General features: G+C 71.2%; 22 protein-coding genes. 12 read left to right on the top strand and 10 right to left on the bottom strand.

Annotated elements, in window-relative coordinates; all coding sequences use genetic code 11:
- Positions 1-65: 65 nt before the first annotated feature.
- A complete protein-coding gene (locus tag ABD831_RS20495) occupies positions 66-1,481 on the top strand; it encodes an alanine--tRNA ligase-related protein (RefSeq protein ID WP_344951297.1) in 1,416 nt (471 codons plus the stop codon).
- Positions 1,482-1,673: 192 nt separating this feature from the next.
- Here the strand turns inward: ABD831_RS20495 and ABD831_RS20490 are convergent, their stop codons facing one another.
- On the bottom strand, positions 1,674-2,411 hold the full coding sequence (locus ABD831_RS20490; protein ID WP_344951293.1) for an HNH endonuclease family protein: 738 nt from the start codon (positions 2,409-2,411) through the stop codon (positions 1,674-1,676).
- Positions 2,412-2,612: 201 nt separating this feature from the next.
- On the opposite strand from ABD831_RS20490, the gene ABD831_RS20485 reads away from it, so the two are divergent.
- Positions 2,613-3,350, top strand: a complete 738-nt coding sequence (locus ABD831_RS20485; RefSeq protein ID WP_344951289.1) for a metal-dependent hydrolase — start codon at positions 2,613-2,615, stop codon at positions 3,348-3,350.
- Between the two features lie 163 nt (positions 3,351-3,513).
- Positions 3,514-4,626, top strand: a complete 1,113-nt coding sequence (mraY, locus tag ABD831_RS20480) for a phospho-N-acetylmuramoyl-pentapeptide-transferase (RefSeq protein ID WP_344951285.1) — start codon at positions 3,514-3,516, stop codon at positions 4,624-4,626.
- Positions 4,627-4,660: 34 nt separating this feature from the next.
- Here the strand turns inward: mraY and ABD831_RS20475 are convergent, their stop codons facing one another.
- The gene (locus ABD831_RS20475; RefSeq protein ID WP_344951281.1) at positions 4,661-5,929 is read right to left on the bottom strand and encodes an ATP-binding protein; all 1,269 of its coding nucleotides are present in this window, start codon (positions 5,927-5,929) and stop codon (positions 4,661-4,663) included.
- Positions 5,930-6,150: 221 nt separating this feature from the next.
- Positions 6,151-6,999, bottom strand: coding sequence for a pyridoxal kinase PdxY (pdxY, locus tag ABD831_RS20470; RefSeq protein ID WP_344951279.1), 849 nt, complete (start codon positions 6,997-6,999; stop codon positions 6,151-6,153).
- A gap of 188 nt (positions 7,000-7,187) precedes the next feature.
- Here pdxY and ABD831_RS20465 point away from each other — a divergent pair, with 188 nt between their 5' ends.
- Complete coding sequence (locus ABD831_RS20465; RefSeq protein ID WP_221628714.1) at positions 7,188-7,511, top strand: rhodanese-like domain-containing protein; 324 nt, start codon at positions 7,188-7,190, stop codon at positions 7,509-7,511.
- Positions 7,512-7,537: 26 nt separating this feature from the next.
- Positions 7,538-8,062 carry a CD225/dispanin family protein gene (locus ABD831_RS20460; RefSeq protein ID WP_344951274.1) on the top strand — a complete coding sequence of 175 codons (525 nt, stop codon included), beginning with the start codon at positions 7,538-7,540 and terminating at the stop codon, positions 8,060-8,062.
- Positions 8,063-8,165: 103 nt separating this feature from the next.
- On the opposite strand, the gene ABD831_RS20455 is transcribed toward ABD831_RS20460, so the two are convergent.
- On the bottom strand, positions 8,166-8,885 hold the full coding sequence (locus tag ABD831_RS20455) for a hypothetical protein (RefSeq protein WP_344951271.1): 720 nt from the start codon (positions 8,883-8,885) through the stop codon (positions 8,166-8,168).
- 258 nt (positions 8,886-9,143) lie between these two features.
- Between ABD831_RS20455 and ABD831_RS20450 the strand changes: the two genes are divergently transcribed.
- Complete coding sequence (locus ABD831_RS20450; RefSeq protein WP_344951269.1) at positions 9,144-10,829, top strand: phospholipase C; 1,686 nt, start codon at positions 9,144-9,146, stop codon at positions 10,827-10,829.
- Between the two features lie 35 nt (positions 10,830-10,864).
- Here the strand turns inward: ABD831_RS20450 and ABD831_RS20445 are convergent, their stop codons facing one another.
- Both ABD831_RS20445 and ABD831_RS20440 read right to left on the bottom strand, forming a co-directional pair.
- Positions 10,865-11,725 (bottom strand): Fpg/Nei family DNA glycosylase, encoded by an 861-nt coding sequence (locus ABD831_RS20445; RefSeq protein WP_344951266.1) that lies wholly within the window; start codon positions 11,723-11,725, stop codon positions 10,865-10,867.
- Between the two features lie 12 nt (positions 11,726-11,737).
- Positions 11,738-12,850 (bottom strand): App1 family protein phosphatidate phosphatase, encoded by a 1,113-nt coding sequence (locus ABD831_RS20440; protein ID WP_344951263.1) that lies wholly within the window; start codon positions 12,848-12,850, stop codon positions 11,738-11,740.
- Between the two features lie 94 nt (positions 12,851-12,944).
- Between ABD831_RS20440 and ABD831_RS20435 the strand changes: the two genes are divergently transcribed.
- The 3 genes from ABD831_RS20435 to ABD831_RS20425 all read left to right on the top strand — a co-directional run bounded on the left by ABD831_RS20435 (position 12,945) and on the right by ABD831_RS20425 (position 16,690).
- On the top strand, positions 12,945-13,586 hold the full coding sequence (locus ABD831_RS20435; RefSeq protein ID WP_344951260.1) for an N-acetyltransferase: 642 nt from the start codon (positions 12,945-12,947) through the stop codon (positions 13,584-13,586).
- Between the two features lie 81 nt (positions 13,587-13,667).
- Entirely contained in the window at positions 13,668-14,729 is a 1,062-nt protein-coding gene (locus tag ABD831_RS20430; protein WP_344951258.1) for a hypothetical protein, read from the top strand.
- A 35-nt stretch (positions 14,730-14,764) separates the two neighbouring features.
- A complete protein-coding gene (locus ABD831_RS20425) occupies positions 14,765-16,690 on the top strand; it encodes a penicillin-binding transpeptidase domain-containing protein (protein ID WP_344951255.1) in 1,926 nt (641 codons plus the stop codon).
- A 173-nt stretch (positions 16,691-16,863) separates the two neighbouring features.
- Here the strand turns inward: ABD831_RS20425 and ABD831_RS20420 are convergent, their stop codons facing one another.
- A complete protein-coding gene (locus tag ABD831_RS20420) occupies positions 16,864-18,798 on the bottom strand; it encodes an N-acetylmuramoyl-L-alanine amidase (RefSeq protein WP_344951252.1) in 1,935 nt (644 codons plus the stop codon).
- Positions 18,799-19,087: 289 nt separating this feature from the next.
- On the opposite strand from ABD831_RS20420, the gene ABD831_RS20415 reads away from it, so the two are divergent.
- Complete coding sequence (locus ABD831_RS20415; RefSeq protein WP_344951249.1) at positions 19,088-19,741, top strand: hypothetical protein; 654 nt, start codon at positions 19,088-19,090, stop codon at positions 19,739-19,741.
- A 113-nt stretch (positions 19,742-19,854) separates the two neighbouring features.
- On the opposite strand, the gene ABD831_RS20410 is transcribed toward ABD831_RS20415, so the two are convergent.
- Positions 19,855-21,912: a M4 family metallopeptidase gene (locus tag ABD831_RS20410; RefSeq protein WP_344951246.1), complete on the bottom strand. Its 2,058-nt coding sequence runs from the start codon at positions 21,910-21,912 to the stop codon at positions 19,855-19,857.
- A 233-nt stretch (positions 21,913-22,145) separates the two neighbouring features.
- Positions 22,146-22,793, bottom strand: coding sequence for a molybdenum cofactor guanylyltransferase (gene mobA, locus ABD831_RS20405; RefSeq protein WP_344951243.1), 648 nt, complete (start codon positions 22,791-22,793; stop codon positions 22,146-22,148).
- A 37-nt stretch (positions 22,794-22,830) separates the two neighbouring features.
- Between mobA and fdhD the strand changes: the two genes are divergently transcribed.
- Both fdhD and ABD831_RS20395 read left to right on the top strand, forming a co-directional pair.
- Positions 22,831-23,679 (top strand): formate dehydrogenase accessory sulfurtransferase FdhD, encoded by an 849-nt coding sequence (fdhD, locus tag ABD831_RS20400; protein WP_344951240.1) that lies wholly within the window; start codon positions 22,831-22,833, stop codon positions 23,677-23,679.
- A 36-nt stretch (positions 23,680-23,715) separates the two neighbouring features.
- Positions 23,716-24,054, top strand: a complete 339-nt coding sequence (locus ABD831_RS20395; protein WP_142179585.1) for a YciI family protein — start codon at positions 23,716-23,718, stop codon at positions 24,052-24,054.
- 94 nt (positions 24,055-24,148) lie between these two features.
- Here ABD831_RS20395 and ABD831_RS20390 read toward each other — a convergent pair whose 3' ends face one another.
- Complete coding sequence (locus ABD831_RS20390; protein WP_344951236.1) at positions 24,149-24,499, bottom strand: VOC family protein; 351 nt, start codon at positions 24,497-24,499, stop codon at positions 24,149-24,151.
- Positions 24,500-24,571: the final 72 nt, after the last annotated feature.

Raw genomic sequence — 24,571 nt, 5'->3', positions numbered from 1 at the left:
CTTCCCGGACCCCCCGTCACGAAACCGGCTGGTGGCCGGGACCGTCCGGGGTGTCGAATCGAGGCATGGGCATCGGCACGGGCATGGACGCAGATGAGATCCGCAGCGCCTTCCTCGACCACCTGGCCCGGCGCGGCCACGCGGTCATCCCGCGTGCCTCGCTCGTGCCGGACGACGACCCGACGACGCTCTTCACCGGCAGCGGCATGCAGCCGCTCGTGCCCTACCTGCTCGGCGACGACCACCCTGCCGGCCTGCGCCTCGTCGACAGCCAGACCTGCCTGCGCGTCCAGGACATCGAGGAGGTCGGCGACAACCGGCACACGACCTTCTTCGAGATGCTCGGCAGCTGGAGCCTCGGCGACTACTTCAAGGACGTGCAGCTGCGGCAGTTCTGGGCCTTCCTCACCGACACGGTGGGGTTGGACCCGGCCCGCCTCTACGTCTCGTGCTTCATCGGTGACGAGGCACACGGCATACCCAAGGACGACGAGTCGGCCGCGCTGTGGACCGAGCTGTTCACGGCTGCGGGCGTCGACGCCGCCCAGGTCGACGTCGGCACCGAGGAGCACGCGGCCCGGGTCGGCACCGGCGGCGCGCGAATCGCCTTCTACGGCAGCAAGAACTGGTGGTGCCGCGAGGGCACTGCGGAGCGTATGCCGGTCGGCGAGCCCGGCGGCCCCGACACCGAGGTCTTCTACCTCTTCCCGCACGTCGAGCACGACCCCGCCTACGGCCTGCACTGCCACCAGAACTGCGACTGCGGCCGGTTCATCGAGCTCGGCAACTCCGTCTTCATGGAGTACCGCCGGACCGAGACCGGCTTCGAGCCGCTGCCGCGCCGCAACGTCGACTACGGCGGGGGGCTCGAGCGCATCGCGGCCGCCGCCCTCGACACGTCCGACGTCTTCCGGATCAGCCTGCTGTGGCCGATCATCGAGCGACTGCAGGAGCTGTCGGGCAGCACCTACGAGAACGAGACGCTCGCCATGCGGGTCATCGCCGACCACCTGCGGGGCGCGACGTTCCTCGCGGTCGACGGCGTGCGCCCGAGCAACAAGACGCAGGGCTACGTCATGCGCCGGCTCGTGCGGCGGGCTGTGCGCTTCGCCCTCGACCTCGGGATCGAGGACAACTTCTTCCCGCACGTCATCCCGACGGTCGCCGAGATCTACTCGGCGGCCTACCCCGAGGTGGCGGCCGCGGCCGAGGACGTGGCCGAGGTCCTCGCGCGCGAGGAGCACGCCTTCCGTCGCACCCTGCGCCGCGGCCTCGAGCGGCTGGAGAGCCATCGGGAGACCGGGGTGACCGGTGCGGACCTCTTCGCGCTGCACGACACGTACGGCTTCCCCGTCGAGCTGTCCACGGAGGTGGCGCGCACCGAGGGCATCGCCGTCAGCGACGCGTGGCAGGCGGAGTTCGACGACCACATGGCCGCGCAGCGGGCGCGTTCACGCGCTGCTCCGCGCGAACCTCGCTGAGACCGCGAATTCTCGGTCGCTACTCCACAATTGGCGCGCCCCGCGGCGTAGCGTGTCCTACTGGAAGGGCCGGGATTGACTGTCACTCCACCCCTCCCTCACGGCTTGGCAGTCAGGTGGGGTCCGGCCCTTCCGCCATGCCCACCGGCCACCCGACCCCCGGGTCGCTCACCGGGTCGCTCACCGGGTCGCTCACCGGGCCGTCGCGCACCCAGCGAGGATCCGAGCGATCTGGGCGGCCTCGGAGGCGGTGACCCAGAGGCGGTAGCGCTGCTTGACGGCGACCTGGCGCGCCACGTAGGCGCACCGGAAGGCCTTGTTCGGCGGCAGCCAGGACGCCGCGTCCGCGTCGCGCTTGGCGCTGTTCGTCGGCCCGTCGACGGCCAGCAGGTTGAGCGGGTCGTTGGCGAGCGTCGCGCGCTGGGCGGCCGTCAGCTGCTGGGCGCCCTTGACCCAGGCGTCACCGAGGGCCACGACGTGGTCGATCTGCACCCGTGACGACGTGTCGCGTCCGCGGGTGAAGGTGATGGACCGCGCGGTGTAGGGATCGGCCAGCACGCCGGCCAGCACGACGCAGCCGTGCGTGCCCGGCTTGAGCCGCTCGGCGGCGAGGTCTCGTCGCAGGATGTCGTTGCGGGTGTCGCACCCGTTGTGGCCGAGCGCGACGTCGACGTCGTCGGTCCAGGCCGGCCCGAAGGCGGCACGGGAGTAGCCGGTCTTGGGAGCCCGGCCCTTGACCGGGAGCGTGGCCAGTGCCGACACGGCCGCCCGCACCTGCGCCGGGGTGAGCGGCGGGGTCCTCGTGGTGCTCGTGGTCGTCGGGCCGCCGCTGGGGGTTGCCGCCTCGACTCGCGTCGAGACGTGAGGAGCACGAGCGCCCGCGCCCGGAGACACCAGCGGGAGTCCGCAGCCGGTCAGGACGCCTGTCATGACGACGAGGGCGAGGCATCGGACCAGCAGCGGCTGAACAGGTCGGGAGGGGGACGAGCTCGACAACGGCACGATGAGAGACCCTGCCACACAGTGGAATTCACGTGGTCACGGCACGCCGATGGGCCGGCGAACGTCGGCGGTGTCAGTGGTGTCGCCGGGGCTGGCTAGAGTCTGCCGTCGTGACGATGGTGGCCGACGGTGCTCGGTAGGACGCATGCACTGTCCGGCGCTGTCGCGGTGCTCGCCCTGACGCCGGTGCTGCGCTCCCACGGCGTCACGGTCGACAACTGGGCGGTACCGGTGGCGGCGGTGACGGCCGCGGGGGCTGCGATCCTGCCGGACGTCGACCACGCGCACGCCACACCGGCCCGCTCGTTGGGTCCCATCTCCGCCGGACTCGCCTGGTGCGTGGGACTGCTCAGTGGCGGCCACCGCAACGGCACGCACTCGATCGTCGGCCTGGCCGCGTTCACCGGACTGTCCCTCTGGCTGACCCACCTCGGCGGGCTGCCCCTCGGGCTCTTCCTGTCGTTCCTCTTCGCCATCGCGGCGGCGGCGCTCCGCGTCAACATGGTGCGCGCCACCGTGGGGCACACGCTCCTGTGCCTCGTCATGGGCGCGATGCTGGTGCGCGGCGCCGTGCTCGACTCGTTCCCCGTCGAGGTCGTGCCGTGGGCGGTGGCGACCGGGGTCACGGTGCACCTGCTCGGCGACATGGCGACGGTGCAAGGGTGCCCGCTGTTCTGGCCGGTGTACCGGCACCGCTACAACTACCTGGCGCTGAGCACCGACCACACCGTCGAGCGCTACGTCGTCGGGCCCGCCCTCACCCTGGCTGCCGCGTGGCTCGTCGTGACGATGGCCGGGGGTGTCGACATCGTCGGGCCCGCGCTCCGCACGACGTGGCGGACCGTCCAGTCGCTCGTCCCCGGCTGAGCCCGTCCGGCGTTGACGTTGACGTCGAAGCCGAGGTCGTGGCTGTCGCGGCGTGGCCTAGGGTTAGCCGGCGACCTCGGCACCCGCCACACGCGTACGACCGGCCGGTGCACCCCTGGAAGTGGCACCCCCGACGATGGATGGAAGGGCAGCGAAAGACCCCATGGTCAACGTCCTGTTGGCTGGCGGCATCTCGATGGCCGTCGCCCTGCTGTGCACGAAGCCGTTCATCGCCTTCCTCGTCCGGCGACGCTGGGGCCAGTTCATCCGTGACGACCTCGTCCACCACCACGTCAAGCGAGGAAAGCCCACCATGGGCGGCGCGGTGATCATCGGAGCGGCCCTGGTCGGCTACTTCGCCTCGCACGCGGTCGTGCTGGCGTTGGGCGCCACCGGGGTGCTCAAGGTGGTTCACAGCAGCATCTCGCTCGGCGCCCTGCTCGTGCTCTTCCTGCTCACCGGACTCGGGGTGGTCGGGTTCCTCGACGACTACACGAAGATCCGCAAGGAGCGCAGCCTCGGCCTCACGTCGAGGCAGAAGCTGCTCGGCCAGACGCTGGTCACGGTGGTCTTCGCCCTGGGCGCCCTGCTGATGACCGACGAGCATGGACTGTCCCCGGCCTCGACCGCGGTCTCCTTCATCAGGGACACCGACATCGACCTGGCTTTCGCCGGCCCTGTCGTGGCGGTGGTCCTCTTCGTCGCGTGGTCGAACGTGCTCATCGCCGGGGCCTCGAACGGGGTGAACATCACCGACGGCCTGGACGGGCTGGCGACCGGTGCCTCGGTCATGGTGTTCGGCGCCTACACGGTGATCGCCACGTGGCAGTACAACCAGGGCTGTGGAGTGGCCCCCGGGCCGAACTGCTACGACGTGCGCGACGCGCTCGATCTGGCCGTCGTCGCGTGCGCGATCGGTGGCGCCTGCTTCGGCTTCCTCTGGTGGAACGCGTCGCCGGCCGAGATCATCATGGGCGACACCGGCTCCCTGTCGCTCGGCGCGGCCCTGGCCGGGCTGGCCATCCTCACCAACACGCAGCTGCTGCTGGTGGTCCTGGGCGGGCTCTTCGTCATCGTCACCGCATCGGTCATCATCCAGGTCATCAGCTTCAAGCTGACGGGCAAGCGGGTCTTCCGGATAGCCCCGCTGCACCACCACTTCGAGATGGTCGGGTGGTCCGAGGTCACCATCGTGGCCCGCTTCTGGATCATCGCCGGGCTGTGCGTCGCGGCAGGCTTGGCCCTGTTCTACGGCGAGTGGGTCTCCAGCCAGTGAGCCCCTCCCCGCGCTGAGCCCGCAGCGACTGCGCTCAGGACTGGGTGCGCAGGTATCTCCCGAAGTGCGGCACTGTGAAGGCGATGAGGCCCCGCTCACCGGAGTAGATGAGGCCCTTCTTGATGAGGGCGTCACGCGCCGGCGAGAGCGACTGCGGCTTGCGCCCCAGCACGTCCGCCACGGACGAGGTGGGGACGGCCTCGCGCTCGGTCACCCCGTCGCGCACGTATGCCGCGACGTCGCCGTCCAGCGCGCCGTCACCTTCCGGGTCCGCCTCCGTCACAGACGGGTTCACGAGGGCGGCGTCGGCCATAGCCCGGAGGTACTCGCGCTCTGCCGGGGTCGCCCGTTCGAAGCGGGAGCCGAAGAAGCCGACGGCCAGCTCGGACTCGGCCTCGGGCACGGCGACGCGGATGTCCTGGGCGGTGACGGGCGAGCTCGGCGCGACGTCCCAGACCACCTTGCCGTAGGCCTGGATGAAGTAGGGATAGCCGGCGGTGACGGCATACATCTCGTCGAGCGCCTCGGGAGTGAACGCGCACCCCTCCTCGGAGGCGGGCCCGACGAGGGCGCGGTCGGCAGCCTCACGCGGCAGCCGGTCGATACGGGAGTAGCGAAAGAGCCTCTCGGAGTAGGACTTCGAGGCCGACAGCACGGCCGGCAGGTGCGGCAGCCCGGCGCCGACGACGATGACGGGCAGCCCCGACTGCGAGATCTCGTGACAGGCCGCGCAGAGCGCCGACACGTCCTCCGGGTCGAGGTCCTGCATCTCGTCGATGAAGAAGGCGATGCCCTTGCCGACGTCGGCGGCCAGACCGCCGATGTCGGTGAGCAGCTCGACGAGGTCGATCTCGATGTCGCCGGAGTCGGCACGCCCGGTGACGGCCGGCACGTCGATGCCGGGCTGCCACCTCTCGCGCAGCTTGGCCCCGGTCGGGGCGTCCCGCAGCGCGAAGGCCTTGATGCTCCCGAGCACCTGGTCGACGTCCTCACCCCGCGGGTGGCCGAGCTCGCGGACGGCCTGGTGCGCGGCTGCGGCCAGCGGCCGGCGCAGCCGCTGGTCGGGGCGCGCCTCGAACTTGCCGGTCCCCCAGTCGGCCCGGACGGCGGACGAGCGGAGCGCGTTGAGCAGCACCGTCTTGCCGACCCCGCGCAGTCCGGTCAGCACGATCGAGCGCTCGGCGCGGCCGCGGGCGATCCGCTCGAGGACGACGTCGAAGGTGCGCAGCTGCTCGTCGCGGCCGGCGAGCTCGGGCGGGCGCTGGCCCGCGCCCGGGGCATACGGGTTCGTGATCGGGTCCACGATCGGAGGCTATACGCGTCTCTACCGCAAACCTGAGACATCCGCAGAGAGCCTCATCGGCGAGTCGCGGCCACCCGCGCCACGCACCAACTCGATGGATTCCGAAGTCATTTGATTCGGATTCCAGTGAATTCGAGCAAGAAAAAGCGCCGTTCCGCACGGTCAGGGGTGGTCATGCGGAACGGCGCGTTGCGACTATAACGCGGATCTGGGCGAAACGGTCAAGCGATCTGAGAGATTTCAAAAACTTCGTCGGGATGGGCGATCGCATCCTGCTCCGCGACGAGCAGCATCTCGTCCGAGCCGCTGGCGTGCGTGCGCTCGAGCACGGCATACATCGTCGCCGCGGTGCGGCGCAGGGCGACCTCGGCCCCGTCGGTCAGGTAGTGCGCGAGGAAGACCGCGGCAGTGACGTCGCCACCCCCGCGGACGGTCATCGGCAGCATGGGGGTCGTGACGACCCACGCGTCGTCGGCGGTGACGCAGGCCATCTGGATCGAGTCGGCCGGCGTGTCGGCCGTCAGCGCCGACGTGACGAGCACGACCGCCGGCCCCTGTGCGACGAGCTCACGAGCGGCCACGACGAGGTCGGCCTGCGTGGCGACCTCGCGCCCGACGAGGAACTCGAGCTCGAACTGGTTCGGCGTGACGATGTCGGCGCGGGGCACGACATGGTCGCGCATGTACTCCGGGATGCCCTCCCGCACGAAGAAGCCGCGACCGACGTCACCCATGACCGGGTCGCAGCAGTAGATCGCCGCGGGGTTGGCCGCCTTGACCCGTGCGACGGCGTCGAGCACGACCTCGCCCACGGCCTCGGCGCCCTGGTAGCCGGAGAGCACCGCGTCGATCGCCGGGAAGGCGCCGCGCTCCTCCACCCCGTCGATGACGGCTGCGACGTCGGCGGGGGCGATGAGCGGGCCGCGCGTCGAGCCGTAGCCGGTGTGGTTGGAGAAGGTCACCGTGAGCACCGGATAGACCTCGTGCCCGAGCCGCTGGAGCGGGAAGACCGCGGCCGAGTTGCCGGCGTGACCGTAGGCGACGTGGGACTGGATCGACAGGATCTTCACGCGCCCAACCCTAGCCGCGTGAAATCGCCGACCGCTGAGTGCGCGGCGAGGCTGTCGAGCCCACCGACGGACGACCGTTGGTAGCCCCTTCGCGCAGCGCCCGGCGTGTCACGCCGCGCGCCGCACGTCTGCAGCGACCAACGGTCGTCCGTCGGCTCGGTCGGCCCGGTCGTGTCAGGATGGATGGCATGAGCGCCATCCCCACGACGACCGTGTCCGAGCTGCCTGACGACGCCGTCCTCGTCGACGTCCGCGAGGCCGACGAGTGGGCCGCCGGACATGCCCCCAACGCGATCCACATCCCGCTGGGCGAGCTGCCGTCCCGCATCGACGAGCTGCCGGAGACCGACGACACCGTCGCCGTGGTCTGCCGCATGGGCGGCCGGTCGGCGCGTGCCGTGCAGTGGCTGGTGCAGCAGGGCTACGACGTCGCCAACGTCGAGGGCGGCATGGTCGAGTGGCAGCGCGCGGGCAAGCAGCTCGCCGCCGACGGCGCCCCCAGCATCATCTGAGGGGACCCGAAGGGAGTGACGCAGAGGTGACCGACCGCAGCCGGGAGGACGACGCGGGTCAGCCGGACCCAACGGCCGACACGTGGTCGGCGTGGCTGCCGCGCCTCGACCCGCCGACGACACCGCTGCCGCAGGCCTCCGCGCCGTCCGAGTCCGCCACCCCGCCCGCCCCGCAGGCCCCGCGGGCCGACCCGCCGCCGTCACCTGTGCCGCCGGTGCCACCGGCGCCGCCTCCCAGCGTGCCGATGAAGTGGCATGTCGCGTGGCCCCCTCAGGCGCCCATGCCCTCTCCGGCCGGCCCGCAGCTCTACACCGCTCCCCCGCCGAACCGACTCGGCCTCGCGATCCTCTGCACGATCTTCTGCTTCACGCCCTTCGGCATCGTCGCGCTCCTCAAGGCTCTTTCGGTCAAGCCCTCGTTGGCTCGGGGCCGCTACGACGAGGCGCGCCGGACCTCGGCCTCCGTCAAGAACTGGTGCATCCTCGCCGCGCTCGCGTGGCCGGGCTCGGCCATCTTCCTCGCCTGCACCGGGATGCTGCTGGGCCACTGACCAGCCGCTGACGAGCCGCTGACGAGCCGCTGACGAGCCGCTGACCAGCGCCGACGAGCCATCGGCGCCGTGGCCGAGTCGTCGCCGAGCCGCTGGACGACCGTCAGGCGACGGGGATCGTCGCCGGCTGCGTGCAGACGAGCTCGTCACCCTGCGGGGCCACCGAGGGTGCCTGCACGACGCCGGAGCCTGCCGCGGCGGGCCTGGCCTGCGCCGCGCGATCGTCGACCTGAACGCAGAACTGCCACTGCTTCACCCCGGGGTCCACGGCGCCGCGTGGGGCCTCGAACGACTCGCCCGGCACGTCCAGCGTCGGCGGCGACGCGGCATACGCCTTCCCGGTGACACTCGCTCCGGGAGCCAGCACGTGGCCACCCATGACCGGCGCGGCGGCGAAGCGCACGTTCGGGGCCGGCGAGAAGCCCTGCTTGCTCAGGCGCAGCACCCCGGACTGCTCGTAGACCCAGGCGTGCTTGGCATCGACGTCGGCAGGGACCGTGGCGCTGCCGAGGTCCTGCGGCACGACGTCGTAGGCGAGCAGCGGCTTCGCGCCGGTGTTGGTCACGGTGTAGTCGACGACGAGGCCGCCGGTCGCCGCGATCCCGGTCCCTGCGCCGGCGGTGCCGGCCGGCTTGGGGCCTCCTGGAGCCATCGTCGCCTCGAGCCGCACCGCCCCCGAGGTGACCACCTGCACCGCCGGGACCGACCCGCCCGCCGACGTGGGCGTTCCCGGGGAGGGCGTCGCCTGGCCACAGGCACTCGTGACGAGCACCGCTCCGAGGGCGGCGAGCGCGGCAAGGGTCATCGGCTTGATCGACGTCATGGGCTTCATGATGGGGTAGACAACCACGAGGTCCGGATCGTTGCAGTTCGAACCGGTTCCGCCCGTTTCTGGGCGCCACCTGAACGTTGTCGCCGAGAGTGCTGACAGGAGTGTCAAGGCACGACGCGGTTTCGGCAAACACTCCTTAAACGATCCGCCGGGCTCCGCTGCTGCACCCCCGCGCGGGCGTACCTTGGCCCCGGCCCCGAGCGATGCGCCTGGCGCGTCCCGGCCGTTACGATCGCCAGAGGAGACACCATGAAACGCTCCGCCCGTCTCGCGCTCGCAGGCCTGGGTGCTGCCGCCCTCGTCGCGCCGGTGGTCGCCGCCGCCGGTGCCGTGGGTGCCGCCAGCGCCCAGCCTGCGCCGGTCCGCCGCGCCTGGCCGGTGGTGACGTCCACGCCGATCAAGCACGTCGTCGTCATCTTCGGCGAGAACGTGTCGTTCGACCACTACTTCGCGACGTACCCGAAGGCCGCCAACATCCCCGGTGAGACGTCCCAGGGCTCCTCGGCGCCGGCACCGCGGTTCACCGCGTCGCCGCTCACCCCACGCCACATCGCCACCCTCGCGCAGGACCGGCTGCTCGCCCCGAACAATCCCAACGCCGCGCAGCCGCAGCGGCTCACCCCGGGCCAGGCGGTGACCTGCGACCAGGACCACACCTACACGAACGAGCAGAAGGCCTACAACGCCGGCGCCATGGACAAGTTCGTGGAGTTCACGAGCCGGGACGCGTGCGCCGCCCCGATGTACGGCCGACCGGGCCTGACGATGGACTACTACGACGGCAACACCGTCACCGCGATGTGGAACTACGCGCAGCACTACGCGATGAGCGACCACGCCTTCAGCACGACGTTCGGTCCCTCGAGCCCCGGCGCGATCAACCTCGTCTCGGCGCAGACGCACGGCGTCAAGGAGTTCAACGCCGACGGCACCCCCGCCGCCACCCCGGCTTCCGGCGACTACACGGTGCGCTTCCCCGACGCGAAGGGTGTCGGCACCATGACGGGCGACCCCGACCCCGTCTACGACGACTGCTCCAACAACAGCCACACGAGGAGCAACACCCTCGCCGCGATGACGGGCCGCAACATCGGCGACCTGCTCAATGCCAAGAAGGTGTCGTGGGGCTGGTTCCAGGGCGGCTTCACGCCGACGACCGCCGCAGCAGGCGGGGCGCCGGCCTCGTGCCTCGCGACGCACACGAACGTCGCCGGGGTCTCCTCTACCGACTACAACCCGCACCACGAGCCCTTCCAGTACTACGCGTCGACGGCGAACCCGCACCACCTGCCGCCGGCCACCGTCGCCGAGATCGGCCACGACGGCCAGGCGAACCACCAGTACGACATGACCTCCTTCGACCAGGTCGTCGGCACCGACAACCTGCCCGCGGTGAGCTTCCTCAAGGCCCCGAACTACCAGGACGGGCACGCCGCCTACTCCGACCCGCTCGACGAGCAGCACTTCATCGTCAAGGAGGTCAACGCCATCCAGAGGTCGAAGCACTGGAAGGACACGGCGATCGTCCTGGCCTACGACGACTCCGACGGCTGGTACGACCACGTCGCCGCGCAGGTCAGGAACGCCTCCAACACCACCGACGACGCCGCGTTCTGCACCGATGCGGCCGCCTCAGGAGTGCCGATCGCCAAGGGCTACCAGGACCGCTGCGGCCCCGGCCCGCGCCAGCCGCTCGTGGTCATCTCGCCCTTCGCGAAGACGAACTACGTCGACCACCGCCAGACCGACCAGGCCTCGATCCTGCGCCTCATCGAGGACAACTGGGGCGTCGGCCGCATCGGTGACGGCTCCGCCGACGCCTGGGCGGGCTCGCTGCGCGGACTCTTCGCGTTCGACGAGGCACACGCGCCGCAGGTCATCCTCGACGAGACGAACGGCACCGTCACCTCGGTGCACCGGACCAGCCAGGACTGACGGCCTCCACCCAGGGGCCCAGGCGGGCGTCGGGGCTACTTGAGCAGCCGGGACATCCGTCGGTCGGCGAGCGGCTTGCCCCCGGTCTGGCACGTGGCGCAGTACTGCAGCGACGTGTCGGCGAACGACACCTCGCGCACGACGTCGCCGCACTCGGGACACGCCTCGCCGGTCCGGGCGTGGACCCGCATGCCGGCCCGCTTGGCGTCCTTGAGCTCCTTGGCGGGCTTGCCCGACGCCGTCGTGACCGCGCTCTTGAGCGTGTCGCGCAGGGCGGCATACAACCGCTCGACGACCTCGGGGGCGAGGGTGCCGGCGATCGCGAAGGGGCTGATCTTCGCGACGTGCAGGATCTCGTCGGAGTAGGCGTTGCCGACGCCGGCGATGAACTCCTGGTCGCGCAGCAGCCCCTTGATCTGGGTGCGGCGGCCCTCGAGCATCGAGCGGAACCGTTCGAGGGTGAAGTCGTCGGCCATCGGGTCGGGTCCCAGACGCGCGATGCCGGGCACCTCGGCGGGGTCCTTGACGATGTATGCCGCGAGCGACTTCTTCGTGCCCGCCTCGGTCAGGTCGAAGCCGGAGCCGTCGGACAGCCGCACGCGCAGTGCGATCGGCGACTTGCCGGGACGCACGACGGTGGGCGGCAGCTGGTCGGACCAGCGCAGCCAGCCGGCCCGCGCGAGGTGGAAGACGAGGTGGGTGCCGTCGGCGTCGATGTCGAGGAACTTGCCGTGGCGGTGGACGCCGTCGACAGGTGCACCCTCGAGCGCCTGGGGCGGCGGGTTGAACGTCTTGAGCACGCTGAACGACGCGAGCTCGACCCCTGTGATGGCAAGGCCGTCCGTCCGCTCGGCGAGGAAGTCGACGAGCGCCTGCACCTCCGGCAGCTCAGGCATGACCCCAGTGTGTCATCCGGAGGGGACGGATCGGCCGGGACGCGAAGGCTGCTCGTCCGGCGCGACGGGCTCCCCGACCTTGCCGGCGCCGTCGAGCACCCGCAGGAGGCCGTGCCCGTCGGGCGCCGAGAAGGTCGGCACCGAGCGCGCCGCCCAGGGGCGGATCGGCGAGTCGATCTTCATCGGGTTGGACAGCACCTGCTCGGTCGGAGACAGGTGCCGGATGCAGATGGCGTCGACGCGGTCGGGCCTGGCCTCGGCGAAGTCGGCGTAGATCTGCGGGTCGTGCTGGCCGTCGTCCCCGACGAGCAGCCACCGGATGTCGGGGAAGTCGCGGGCGAGCCGGTCGAGACAGCTGCGCTTGTGGGCCTGCCCGCTGCGGAACCACCCGGTGTTGGTCGGGCCCCAGTCGGTGAGCATGAGCGGACCGAGGGGGAAGCCGTTCTCGACGAGGAAGCGGTTGAGGGTCGCGGCGGTGTTCCAGGCGCCGGTCGACACGTAGACGATCGGCGCGCCCGGGTGCGCCGAGAGGATGCGGCGGTACATCGGCGCCATGCCGGCCACCGAGTGTCGCGCCTTGCCCCGGCGGACGAAGGTGTTGAACGCCGCGATCATCGGGCGCGGCAGCATCGTGGTGATGACGGTGTCGTCGATGTCGCTGACGATGCCGTGCGTCACGCCGTCGGCGACGATGAACACGTCGGCCGCGACCGGGTCGGTGCCCTGGACCTCGACGACGACCTGCTGCCAGCCCGGCTCGAGACCGTGGTCGCGGGCGACGATGTCGACGTGGCCGCCGCGGTCGGACCGGCCGTAGACCTCGCGGTCACCCGCGGTGACCTTGACCGGGACGCCGGTCGCGGGCGAGGTGATGAAGGCGCGCCAGCCACGGTCGTAGTGGGCGGGGCTGAGGGCGCCGGTCGCGTCCTGACGGGCCTCGGGGCCCTCGGTGTGCTCCCGACCCTTGCGGCCCAACAGGATTCGCGCGTAGACCCTTACGAAGGACGACGAGCCGTAGCCGACGTGGGTGATGACGCGGTTGCCCCAGCCGCGGCTGCGGAGCACGCGTTCGACCTGCTCGTGGACGGTGTCCTCGATGATGGCGGCCGCGTGCGGTCGTGACATGGCCACAACCTACCCGTGAGGGCGGTCGCCCGCGCCAACGGCACGGTGCCAACAGGTGGACCCCGACAGGCGCGGGAGCGACACGGCGGGTTTGATGGACCGCGTGCACCTCATCGCGGAAGTCCTCAGCAAGGCCGCCGGTGGCGACTTCCCCGCCGTGGACGGCAGCTGGCAGCGCGTCGAGCCGTGGCGCCCCGGCGTCGAGGGCGTCGTCGCCTTCACCGGCCACGCCTACCTCGCCGTCGACGACGACGTCTCCGACGGCACGCTCGGCTCGCTGAGCCCTGACGGCTTCGGCGGCGCGAGCAACCCCCGCCTCGTGTCGCGCCTCGCGGGCACCGGCTGGATCGATGCCCTCGACATCATCCTCGTGGCGCGCGGCACCGGCGGCGAGCCCACTCTCGTACCGCGCAGCGACCTGCGCAACCACCCCCGCGCCCAGCACGCCACCTCCGTGCGCAGTGACGTCACGACGTTCGGGTATGCCGCCCCGGACGACCACACGCTCGTGACCCTCTCGACGGGGCTGGGTGGGCTGCCCGAGGTCGGCCTCGAGACCGACCGGGACAAGGACCACGTCGGCGCCGACGTCGTCCGGGACGCCCTGACGCTCATCCCGGAGGGCGAGGTGGTCGTCGCCGCCTGCGCCCCGGGCAACGCGCGAGCGCTGCGCGCCTTCCTGTCGGCGGGATTCGAGCCGGTGGCCTCCGTGCAGCTCTGGCGCCCCGAGCGCTGAGCGCGTCCCGAGCACCCGGCGAGCCACCGGCCAGCAGACCGACGACTGGCGGATGTCGCTCGGACATGATCGGATCTGCGCGTGAACACCGGCGTTGACGTGCGACGAGGCGTGGGCCGACAGTCCCACCTCCGGCAGGCCCGCGCCCACCTCTGGCCGGTGCTGCCCCTCGCAGCCGCGGCCTGGTGGGTCGGCGGCGCGCTGCCCTGGGTCCTCGACGGGCTCGGCGCGCAGTCGCCGCGCAACTGGCCCTTCGACGTCGCCACGGGGTCGGCGACCGACGGCTACATCAGTCTGCTGCCCTTCACGACGGCCCGCCTCGGGCTGCTCCTGACGATCACGCTCGTCGGCGGTGGGCTCGCTCCTCTCGCCGTCCTCTGGGTGCGGCCTCGCGGCACCCGGCGCCTCGCCACCGCGACCCTCGCGACGCTCGGTGCCCTGACCTCCGCCGCCTACTCCATCGCCCAGTCCGCGGGAGCCACGCGCCAGCTCGGCGGCGACTTCGACCGTGACGAACGTGTCCTGCTCGGCGTCCTCGTGGTCGCCGTCGGCTGCACGCTCCTCGGACTCGCTCTGGGGCTGCTCGTCGCACTCGGCGGTCCCGTGCTGCGGGCCTTGGCCGCCGCTCCCCTCGCCGTCGCGCTCGGCAGCTGGGTCAACGCCGTCGTGATCGCCCTGACGGGGGTCGAGCGCGCGCTCGGCGTGCTCCGGTGGACGTCGGTCGTCGTGGGCGTCGCCGCCGGACTGGCCCTGGCCGGGCTCGGCCTGCGACCCGTCCGGCGCCTGCTCACCTGGCCGGCGGTGCTGCTCCTCGTCGCGGTCACCAGTGCGGGCCAGACCGCCTTCGCCTACCTCGCCACCTACGTGCGGCCCCGCTCCGGCCTGCCCAACGGGCTGCGCGACCACGTCGAGGCCAGCCGCGACGTCTTCGTCGCAGCGCTCGGCCCCGCCCACCAGGCCTGGGGCGTCCATGCCGCCGCCATCGTCATCGGCGTGCTCGGGTCGCTCGCGCGGTGGCGCCGTTCCGGGACCCCGTCGTCCGGGAAGGCACCGTCCGGGAGGGCACCGTCCGAGCGCGACGGGGGCACCCGGCATACGACCGCTCCGGCACCCGATCGTCACGTCGACTCCACGGTCCCATGACACGGGCGTCACGGAGCGGCACGTACCGTTGGCGCATGCTCCGGGGATCTCGCGTCAGGACTCTCGTCTCCGTCTCGCTGACGGGTGCGCTCGTCGGCACGCTCGCGGCCGGTTGCTCGATGTTCGACTCGCCGCCCGACCCCGGTGACGCTGCGCGTGCCCTCGCCTCGGGACTGGCCTCCGGCGACCTCGGTGCCGTCACGTTCAAGGGCACGACGCCGGCCAAGGCGACCGCGTTCGTCAAGGCGGCCTACAAGGACCTCGGCACCCTCCGGCCCCAGGTGTCGCTCAGCGAGATGAGCCACAACGAGGGCTCCGACCACGCCACGGCGACCCTCTTCAGCCGGTGGGACGTCTCGAAGTCCCCCACCGACTGGACCTACGAGACGCAGGTCAACATGACCCTCGTCGACGACCGGTGGCGGGTGTCGTGGACGCCGGGCGTCGTGGCGCCGCAGCTGGCGTCCGACGAGACCCTCGACGTCGCCCGCAAGTGGCCCCAGCGCGCCGACATCGTCGACTCCTCCGGCGGCAAGATCATGACCGAGCGCGAGGTCGCTGCCGTCGGCATCGACAAGACGAAGGTGTCCGGTGGCGAGGCCGCCGCGTCCGCGAAGAAGCTCGCGACCCTCCTCGAGATCGACCCCGGCCGGTTCGCCGCCAAGGTCGCGGCGGCGGGTTCCAAGGCCTTCGTCGAGGGCGTCACCCTGCGCGCGACCGACCCGCTCCTCGAGCGCAACGGCGCTGCGATAGCCAAGGTCAAGGGCGCGATCACGGTGCCGGCCATGCAGGTGCTCGGCCCGAGCCGCACCTTCGCCGCACCGATCCTCGGGAGCGTCGGTGAGGCCACCGCCGAGCAGATCAAGGCCTCCAAGGACACCCTGCAGCCCGGCGACACCGTCGGCAGGACCGGGCTGCAGTACCGCTACGACGCGCAGCTGCGGGGCGCCCCGGGCCTCGCGGTGCAGGCCGTCAAGCGCGGCGCTGACGGCAGCGTGCTCGAGAAGCGCGAGCTCTTCGCCGAGCAGTCGACCGACGGCACGCCGCTGACGATCACCCTCGACCCGAGGGCCCAGAGCGCTGCGGAGGCGGCCCTCGCCAAGCAGACGAAGTACCCCACGGCGCTCGTCGCGGTGCGTGTGTCGACCGGCGAGGTGCTGGCCGCTGCCGTCGGTCCGGCCGCCAACGGCTCGACCCTCGCCCTGGCCGGCAAGGAGGCGCCCGGCTCGACCTTCAAGATCGTCAGCTCGCTCGCCAACGTGCGCAAGGGTGCGACGGCCGACACGAAGCTGCCGTGCACCGAGACGCTCACCGTCAACGGCCGCCGGTTCAGCAACTACACGACCTACCCCGCCAAGCACCTCGGCGACATCCCGATGCGGACGGCGCTGGCGTTCTCGTGCAACACGGCCTTCATCAGCCAGCACGAGAAGGTCAGCCAGCAGGACCTCATCACCGCGGCACAGTCGCTCGGGATGGGCGAGAAGCTCGACCTGCCGTTCACCGGCTTCCTCGGCTCGGTCCCGCCCACCGACAACGTCGTCGAGCACGCCGCGTCGTTCATCGGCCAGGGCCGCGTCGAGGCCTCGCCGCTGACGATGGCTCTCGTCGTCGCCTCGGTCATGAAGGGCGAGACGGTCCGACCGCAGCTCGTCGCCGGCCTGCCGGCCCTGCCCAAGCCGGCCACCCCGCTCGACCCGACCGAGGCCGGCGTGCTGCGTCAGGAGATGCGCGACGTCGTGGCGGAGGGGTCCGGCACCGTCCTCAAGCCGCTCGGGGTGGAGTACGCCAAGACCGGCACCGCCGAGTTCGGCACGAAGAACCCGCCCGACACGCACGTGTGGATGGTCGCGGGCCGCGGCGACATCGCCATCGCCGCCTACAACGAGGTCGGCGACAACGGCGTGACCGGAGCCGCGCCCTTCATCGTCAGCTTCCTCAAGTCCTACGACCTCCGCTGACCCCCCCTCCCCGACACCGTCGAGAGGCCACGTCTGGCCCAGCCGACACCGTCGAGAGGCCACGTCTGGCCCAGCCCCGACACTCGAAAGGCCACGTCCCGTCGGGGGGACGTGGCCTTTCGACGTCGATCAGGGGCCTTTCGTGGCCTCTCGACGGTTGGGAGGACCCGGGGCTACTGGGCCGGGACGACGTCGACGTCCGCGGCGCGCACGTACGCGAAGCGGTGGCCGAGCGAGATCTGGTAGTAGCGGTCCTGCCCGACGACGTCGACGTGGTCGTTCGCCGTGTCGGGTGAGAACGTCGTCGCCCGGTAGTAGTCCGTCGGCACCGTGAGGTCGCCCACGGCATACCGCTGGCCCTGCGTGAAGGAGTACTGCAGCGGCGCGAGGGCCTGGACCGGGATCCCCGCCGGGTAGGCGGATGCCTCGGGGTAGGCGCGGCCGTAGACGGGCGCCTTGGCCAGTCCCGCCTTGGGCACGACGTAGGAGCCGGTGACCGGGACGGCGGTCGGGTCGGACGCCGGGTTGAGGAACCAGCCCTTGACGCCGTTGAACCAGATGGCCGTCCAGTCGCCCTGGCGGTCGGCGACGGCGAAGGTCAGACCGGTCTGGGCGCGAGCACCGATGTCGGAGACCGACGTCGTCGACGGGGCACCGTTGGCCTTGCGACCGATGTCGTTGACGAGCGGGGCCGTCTCGGACGGGGCGTTGTGCAGGTAGACGAAGTTCGTCGGCTGCGAACCGCAGCTGTCAGCGACCTTGCCGTCGCAGAACGTCACCGTCTGCCGGTTGTCGTCGAAGCCGGGCAGGATCCGGACGAGGTCCTTGGCCGCGCCCGACTGGTGGGACTGCAGCGGCGCACCGAGGAGCTGGAAGTAGTGCTCCCAGTTCCAGTAGGGGCCCGGGTCCCAGTGCATGCCGGCGACGTTGCCCGGCGCGACGCCGGGGACCTGGTCGTGACCGAAGATGTGCTGCATGTCGAGCGGGATGTCGTACTTCGTGGCGAGGTAGCGCACGAGACGTGCCGACGAGCGGTACATCGGCTCGCTGAACCACTCGGCGCCGGTCGCTGCGAAGCCCTCGTGCTCGAGCCCGATCGAGTGGCCGTTGATGTACCAGTTGCCGGCGTGCCAGCCCACGTCCTCGGGCTTGAGGTGCTGGGCGATCTGGCCGTCGGAGCTGCGCAGGCTGTAGTTCCACGCGAGGTACGTCGGGTCGGTCACGAGCTTGAGCGTCGTGTCGTACGACGCCTCGGTGTTGTGGATGACGATGTTGGTGATCTTCGGCGCGACCGGGCGGCTCGCGAGGTCGTGGTTGCCGTAGTCGCCGGGGTCGGAGCCCAGCTTCTCGTAGGGCGCGGGGACCCACTCGCAGTCGAGGCCGGGCGGGCAGTCGACGTCTCCCTTGTTCGCCTTCTTGAGCAGCCCGAGCCGGTCGACCTGGGTCGCCTGCGGCGTGACGCTCGAGGGGAGCAGCGAGACCTGCTTGCCGTCGACGGTCCGACGTGAGGCGCCCGAGGCGATGACGGAGTATGCGTCGTCGGCGAAGGCGTTCGCGACGTCCTCCTGGGCCGAACCCGAGGCGTCGGCCACGGACGCGAACCAGGCACCGGCGTCGGTGGACTCGCCGGTCGGCAGCCCGAGCCGCTTCTGCGTGGCGGCGAGCAGGGCGGCGCCGCCGCGGATGTTGGCGAGCTCGTCCGTGCGCAGCGCGTCCTCCGACAGGCCGGTCAGCGTGGCGGCCCGGCCGAGGGTGTCGGCAGCGGGTGCCGGAGCGGCGGCCGGGGCCTGGCCGAGGCCCTTGCCCTCCGCTGCCGATCCGAGCTCGCCGTCGACGAGGTGCATCGGCCCGTAGCCGCCCGACGTGCTGTGCCCGGGGTTGAAGTCCCAGCGCGTCTGGGCGTAGGACACCGCCTCGAGCACCGTGCGCGGCACGCCGTACTCGGCCGACGCGGCCGCGAAGGCACGCTCACGGCTCGCCGGGTCACTGCTCGCGCTGCTGCTCGCGCCGCCGCCGACGGCGCCCGCGGACGGGTCGGCCGCCTGCGCCGAGGGGCTCGACAGAGCCATCCCGGCGGTGACTGCTGCGAGCGCACCGAGCGCTGCCACGGACCGTCGCACTCTGCGAGTCCCTGGAGTTCGGTGCGGTGTGGAGATGGGTATCACTCGATCGTCCCTTTCGTGTCCCTAGGACCGCAGGACGCTCAGCCGCCGATATGGGTCCATCGGCGCCGACGTCCGTGCGGTTCGGTGCGTCCGGCCCCCGGCCGACTCACCTCTGACTCCGAGCATTCCCGTGCACCGTGAGGCCCGCCACTTGAAACTGTCATCCAACCGTCGTCCCGCATCCATCGCGTCCGGCGTGCATCGTCCGCCGACTGGGAGCACCATGGTTTCCATGGGGCGCGCAGGCCTGTGCGTGGGGTTGGCCATCGCAGCACTCTCCGTCGGGGGCTGCGGCGCCGCCGTGTCCGGCGAGGCCGGCGGCTCGGGTACGGCCGGCAAGGCCGGCACGACGTCCTCGGCTGCCCCGTCGACGACGTCAGCGCGGCTGCGGGTCGGTGGCGGCGGGTCCGACGCTCGCGAGCCCTCCTACGGGCCGGCCTTCCCGCTGACCCTGCGCCGCACCGGCGGCATCGCCGGCTTCGACGACCGCATCCTGCTCGGTCTCGACGGCCGGGTCCGCGTCGAGACGCGCTCGGTCCACGGCCGCGTCTGCACGCTGGGCGCCCAGCAGCAGCGCCAGCTCGTCCTGCTCCTCGCCACGGTGCGCCTCGACCCGTCCGGGTCCGGCCCGTCGGTCACCGACCTGCCGACCGGCGACCTGGCCCCCGTCGACCCCGACAGTCCGGACAGCGTGACCGACCCCATCGTCATCTCGGTGACCGACGCCGAGGCACGCCCGATCGACCTCAGCGACCCCTCGCTGGGCGAGGTCTCGGGACTCGTCGGCAACCTCGTCAACGACGTCACGCTGTCGGTGCCGGCGACGACCCGCTGCACGACGCCGTCGGCTTCGACGACACCGTCGACGTCCGCCGCTGCTCGCTGAGCGGCCGGCACACGCAGAAGGTCGGTATGCCGCGAGCCTGGGCCCGCGGCATACCGACCTCTGGTGGTGCGTGACGTGCAGGGCTGCTCACGCAGCCCGGAGGGCTCCGTCTGTCAGAAGTTCGTCGAGACGTCGTCGATGACGAAGCTCGTCTGCAGCGAGGAGTCCTCGGTGTCGGCGAACTTCAGCGTGACGTTCGTGCCCTTGTAGGCCGTGAGGTCGATCGTCTTCTGGACGTAGGACGCCTTCGGCGTGGACAGGTTCGAGTAGCTCTGCTTCGTGACGCCGTTGATCTGCACGGTGGCCGTGTCGTAGGCGCTCGTCGTCGTCGTCTCGGACGTGTCGATGCGGATGTAGTAGGTCAGCGTCGGCGAGGTCGCCGTGGACGGGACGGCGAAGGTCTGCGACTCGTTCTCCGAGCCGGCGGTGCCGTTGCCACCGAGCCACAGCTTGTACGAGCCGGTGCGGGCCGGGCGTCCCGTGTTGTTCGTGATCGGGCCGGTGGTGCCGGTCCAGCCGGTCTGGCCGGACTCGAAGCCGCCGTTGGTCAGGGCAGCACCCGTGCCGCCACCGCCGCCGGTGCCGCAGGTCTCCGTGCTGGCCGGGGCCGAGATGGCGCCCATGGCGTTGTCGACCGCGGTGCACTCGGCGGAGCCGGCGCCGTAGAGGTCCTTGGCCGCCTTGATGACGCCGGTGCGGGCCGCCGCGTAGTTGCTGCTCGAGGTGAGGTAGGTCGACAGCGTGCGGTACCAGATCTTCTCGACCTTGGTGTGGCCGATCCCCGTCACCGTGGAGGCGTTGCAGGTCGGGCTGTTGTAGCTGACGCCGTTGATCGTCTTGGCGCCCGAGCCCTCCGAGGCCAGGTAGTACCAGTGGTTGAGCGGGCCGGAGGAGTAGTGCGGGTCCAGGCCGCCGAGGGAGCTGCTCCAGCAGTCCTTCGAGGCGCCGTCCTTGCTCGGCTTGTCCATGTAGCGCAGCGGCGTGCCGTTGCCGTTGAGGTTGATCTTCTCGCCGATGAGGTAGTCCGGCGTGTCAGAGGCGTTGTTGGCGTACCACTCGACGGCGGTGCCGAAGATGTCGGACGTCGACTCGTTGAGGCCGCCCGCGTCGCCGGAGTAGGCGAGGCCCGCGGTGTTCTCGGTGACGCCGTGGCTCATCTCGTGGCCGGCGACGTCGAGCTCGACGAGCGGGGCGGCGTTGTTGGCGCCGTCACCGTAGGTCATCTGCGTGCCGTCCCAGAAGGCGTTGACGTAGTTCTGGCCGTAGTGGACGCGGCTGCGGGCGCCGGTGCCGTTGTTCCAGATGCCGGCACGGCCGAGCTGCGTGTTGTAGTAGTCGTACGTCTTGCCCGCGCCGTAGTGCGCGTCGACGGCGGCCGACTGGCGGTTGCTCTGCAGGCCGTTGCCCCAGACGTCGTCGGCGTCGGTGAACGTCGTGCCGTTGCCCGAGGTCGCCTGGTTGAGGTCGGTCGTGTAGTTCCCGTGCGTGTCCTTCATCGTGTAGGACGTGCCGGCCGTGGTGGCGAGCGTGACCGAGCCGACGAAGATGCCGTTGCCCGTGCCCTCCTTGACGTCGTCCCAGCTCGTCAGCGTCTTGCCCGTGGTGGCGTCCACGATGGTGTGGAGGCGGGTCGGGGTCTGGTCGGCCTTGATGCCCTCGGTGATGACCTCGTAGGCCAGCTTGGGACCGGTCGCCGACTGGAAGACGACGAGCTCGCCCGGGGTGGCGGTCTCCTTGTTTGCCTTGGAGGCCGCGAGACCGGCCTCGTGCGCCTGGCTCTTGGAGACGGTCGGGGTCATCGTCGACGGCGTCACGTTCTTGCGGAGGTTCCACGTGACGCTCTTGACGGCGCCCGAGGAGTCCTTGTGGCTGACGAAGTCACCGCCGATGACGCGGAGTCCGTCCAGAGTGCGTTCGTACCGGACGTGGGTGGCACCGTTCGGGTCCGCGATGACGGACTTGACGATGAGCTTCTCGCCGGAGGCGAGGCCGAGGGCGCTCGCGGACGATGCGGCTCGGGACTGCTCGGTCGCCTTGAGGCTCTGCGACTCGGGGGCCGGCGCCTTGTCGCGCCCTGCTCCGGCCGCTGCGCCCGCCGGGATCGCCGGCGAGATGGCGAGGGCGAGGGCGAGCAGCCCTCCGGTCGCCAGCCCAGACTTCAGTCGATTCACTGGTTGCTCCTTGTCGAGATGCGGCGTGTGGCCGCTTGGAGGGAGTTCCGCCATCCCACGACTTGAGATCGGGCCGGAACGAGCGCGACGTTGGCAGCAGCGGAGAACACGGGTCAACGGGGCTTACCAAGTCTTTGCCATATGCGTCCCAAGTTCTGAGTAGCGCTTGGCTGCAGGGGGATTCGGCACAGGGCGCGACTTGGGCGATCTCCCAGAGTCGCCGGGACCAGCCGTCAGTCGGTGGTCGGAGCCTCGTCCGAGAGGGCTCGACCACGGTTGCGAGCACGGTCGCGGGCACGGGCCAGGTCGTCCGGGGTGTCGACGTCGAGAGCCAGCTCGGCGGGGTCGTCGACGAACTGCGTGCGTATGCCGTCTGCGAGCCTGCGCATGCTGCTGCCGTACGCGTCGCCGAGGTCGTCGAGCCTGGCCCGAAGGGTGGTGAGGCGCCAGGCAGCGCAGAGCCAGTTCGGGCGCCCGTCGCGGTCCACGGTGACGGCGAGATCCGCCTCGCCGGGGTCGTGGAGGGCGGCGAGCAGCCGGTCGACATGGGCGGAGGTGACGAACGGCAGGTCGGCCGCGAGGACCGCGACGGCATACGGAAGCGGTGCCTGCGGGTCGGCGGTGAGTGCTTCGACGGCGGCGGCCAGCCCGGCGACGGGGCCGCCTCCGGGCACGCGCTCCATGACGACACGGACGCCCTCCGGGACGCCCTGACCGGGTCCCACGACGAGCGCCGGACGGTCACCGGCCGCGTCGAGCACGCGGGCGACGAGCGGTCGGCCACCCACGTCGAGCACCGGCTTGTGCGAGCCCATGCGCCGTGACGCGCCGCCCGTCAGCACGACGACGGCCGGGGGCGCAGCGGCTGGGACGGGTGGCACTCTCGGAGTCTGGCACGGAGTCTGGCAGGCTGACTCCATGGGACGGGTGACGGTGCGGCGCAAGGTCACGACGATCGATCTCGCGACCCCGGCCACGACGACGCGGCCTGACACGCTCACGGTGGAGGAGCCGCTCGAGCTGCGCGTCAACGGGACGCCGCTCACGGTGACGATGCGCACGCCGGGTCATGACATCGAGCTCGTCCACGGCTTCCTGATGTCGGAGGGGCTGATCCGGTCGGCCGACGACATCGCGCTGGCCCGCTACTGCGAGGGCGCCGTCGTCTCGGGCGAGAGCGGCTTCGACGAGAACACCTACAACGTCATCGACGTGACCCTGGCTCCTGGCGTCGCGGCTCCTGCGGCCTCGGCGACCCGTGCGTTCTTCACCAACTCCTCGTGCGGGGTCTGCGGCAAGGCGAGCATCGAGCAGCTGCGCGCACAGTCGGCCTTCGACGTGCGTTCCGACGCGACGGAGTTCGCGGCCAAGGTCATCTCGGAGCTACCCGACGCCCTGCGCAGCGAGCAGCGGTCGTTCGACAAGACGGGCGGCCTGCACGCCGCGGGCCTCTTCACCGCCGACGGCGAGCAGCTCGTCGTGCGAGAGGACGTCGGCCGGCACAACGCCGTCGACAAGGTCGTCGGGTGGGCGCTCCAGAGTGGCCGCGTGCCGGGGGTCGGATGCGTGCTCGTCGTGTCGGGGCGGGCGTCGTTCGAGCTGACCCAGAAGGCGATCATGGCGGGGATCCCTTGCCTTGCAGCGGTTTCCGCGCCATCGTCACTGGCGGTCGAGTGCGCGGAGGACGCCGGGATGAGTCTGCTCGGCTTCGTGCGCGGGAGCCGTCTCAACGTGTATGCCGGCGCACACCGGATCACGACCAGCTGACCACCGACGTCCACCCGAGCATCTGGAGGCCCACCCGTGGCGATCTACGCGATCCACTACACCTATCCCGACGACGTGACCGAGATGCTGACGATCCGACCCGAGCACCGGGAGTTCCTCAGCGGCCTGTCCGGCCTCCTCGTCGCCGGGATGTACCAACCCGGTCTCGACGAGGTGAGCGAAGGTGAGCCGACCGACCAGGAGCCGGCCAACGCCGCGCTCATCGTCTACTCCGCCGAGTCGATGGAGGCCGTGACGGACGCGTTCGACCAGGACCCCTACTGGCTCGGCGGATACGTCCTGCGACGCGTCGTGCGCCAGTGGGACCCGCCACTGGGACCCTGGGTCGCCGACCCGACCAACTCCCCCGGCTGACATCGCGGGTGATCAGTGAATTCGTCTGTGCTTCAGGCGGATTGCGCATGCACCTGCCGATGCCCTCGCCGCCTGAGCCGATCCGACCCCGAGCTCAGAGCTGCTGGGCCAGGCCCACCACGTGACCCTGGGGGTCGGCGATGAGGGCGAACGACACTCCCGGGACGGTGACGGGCTCCTGCACGACGCGGCCGCCGAGCCGGGTCGCGTTCGCGATGGAGTCGGCCATGTCGTCGACGCCCACGAAGAACGTGACGAGGTCACCGTCGCCCTGCAGCGGGCTGATCGCCGTGTAGAGCGCGCCCGGGACGCCGGTCTCGACGAAGGTGTAGCCGGGGAAGGCTCCTTCGTTCGGATAGGTCCATCCGAACAGGTCGCCGAAGAAGGCGCGGGTCGCGTCGGGGTCGCTGGAGCGGATCTCCGCGTGGACGATGGGGTGACTCATGATGACCTCCGTGGTGTCACGGCCACCGGGCCGGTGACCGCTCATCTCCTTGACGCACGAGCGGTCCGGAAA

Origin of the sequence: Terrabacter ginsenosidimutans (assembly GCF_039539425.1) — a bacterium.
Classification (GTDB): domain Bacteria; phylum Actinomycetota; class Actinomycetes; order Actinomycetales; family Dermatophilaceae; genus Terrabacter; species Terrabacter ginsenosidimutans.
Note: the sequence above shows the minus strand (reverse complement) of the source record. Positions and strands in the feature narration are given on the sequence as shown.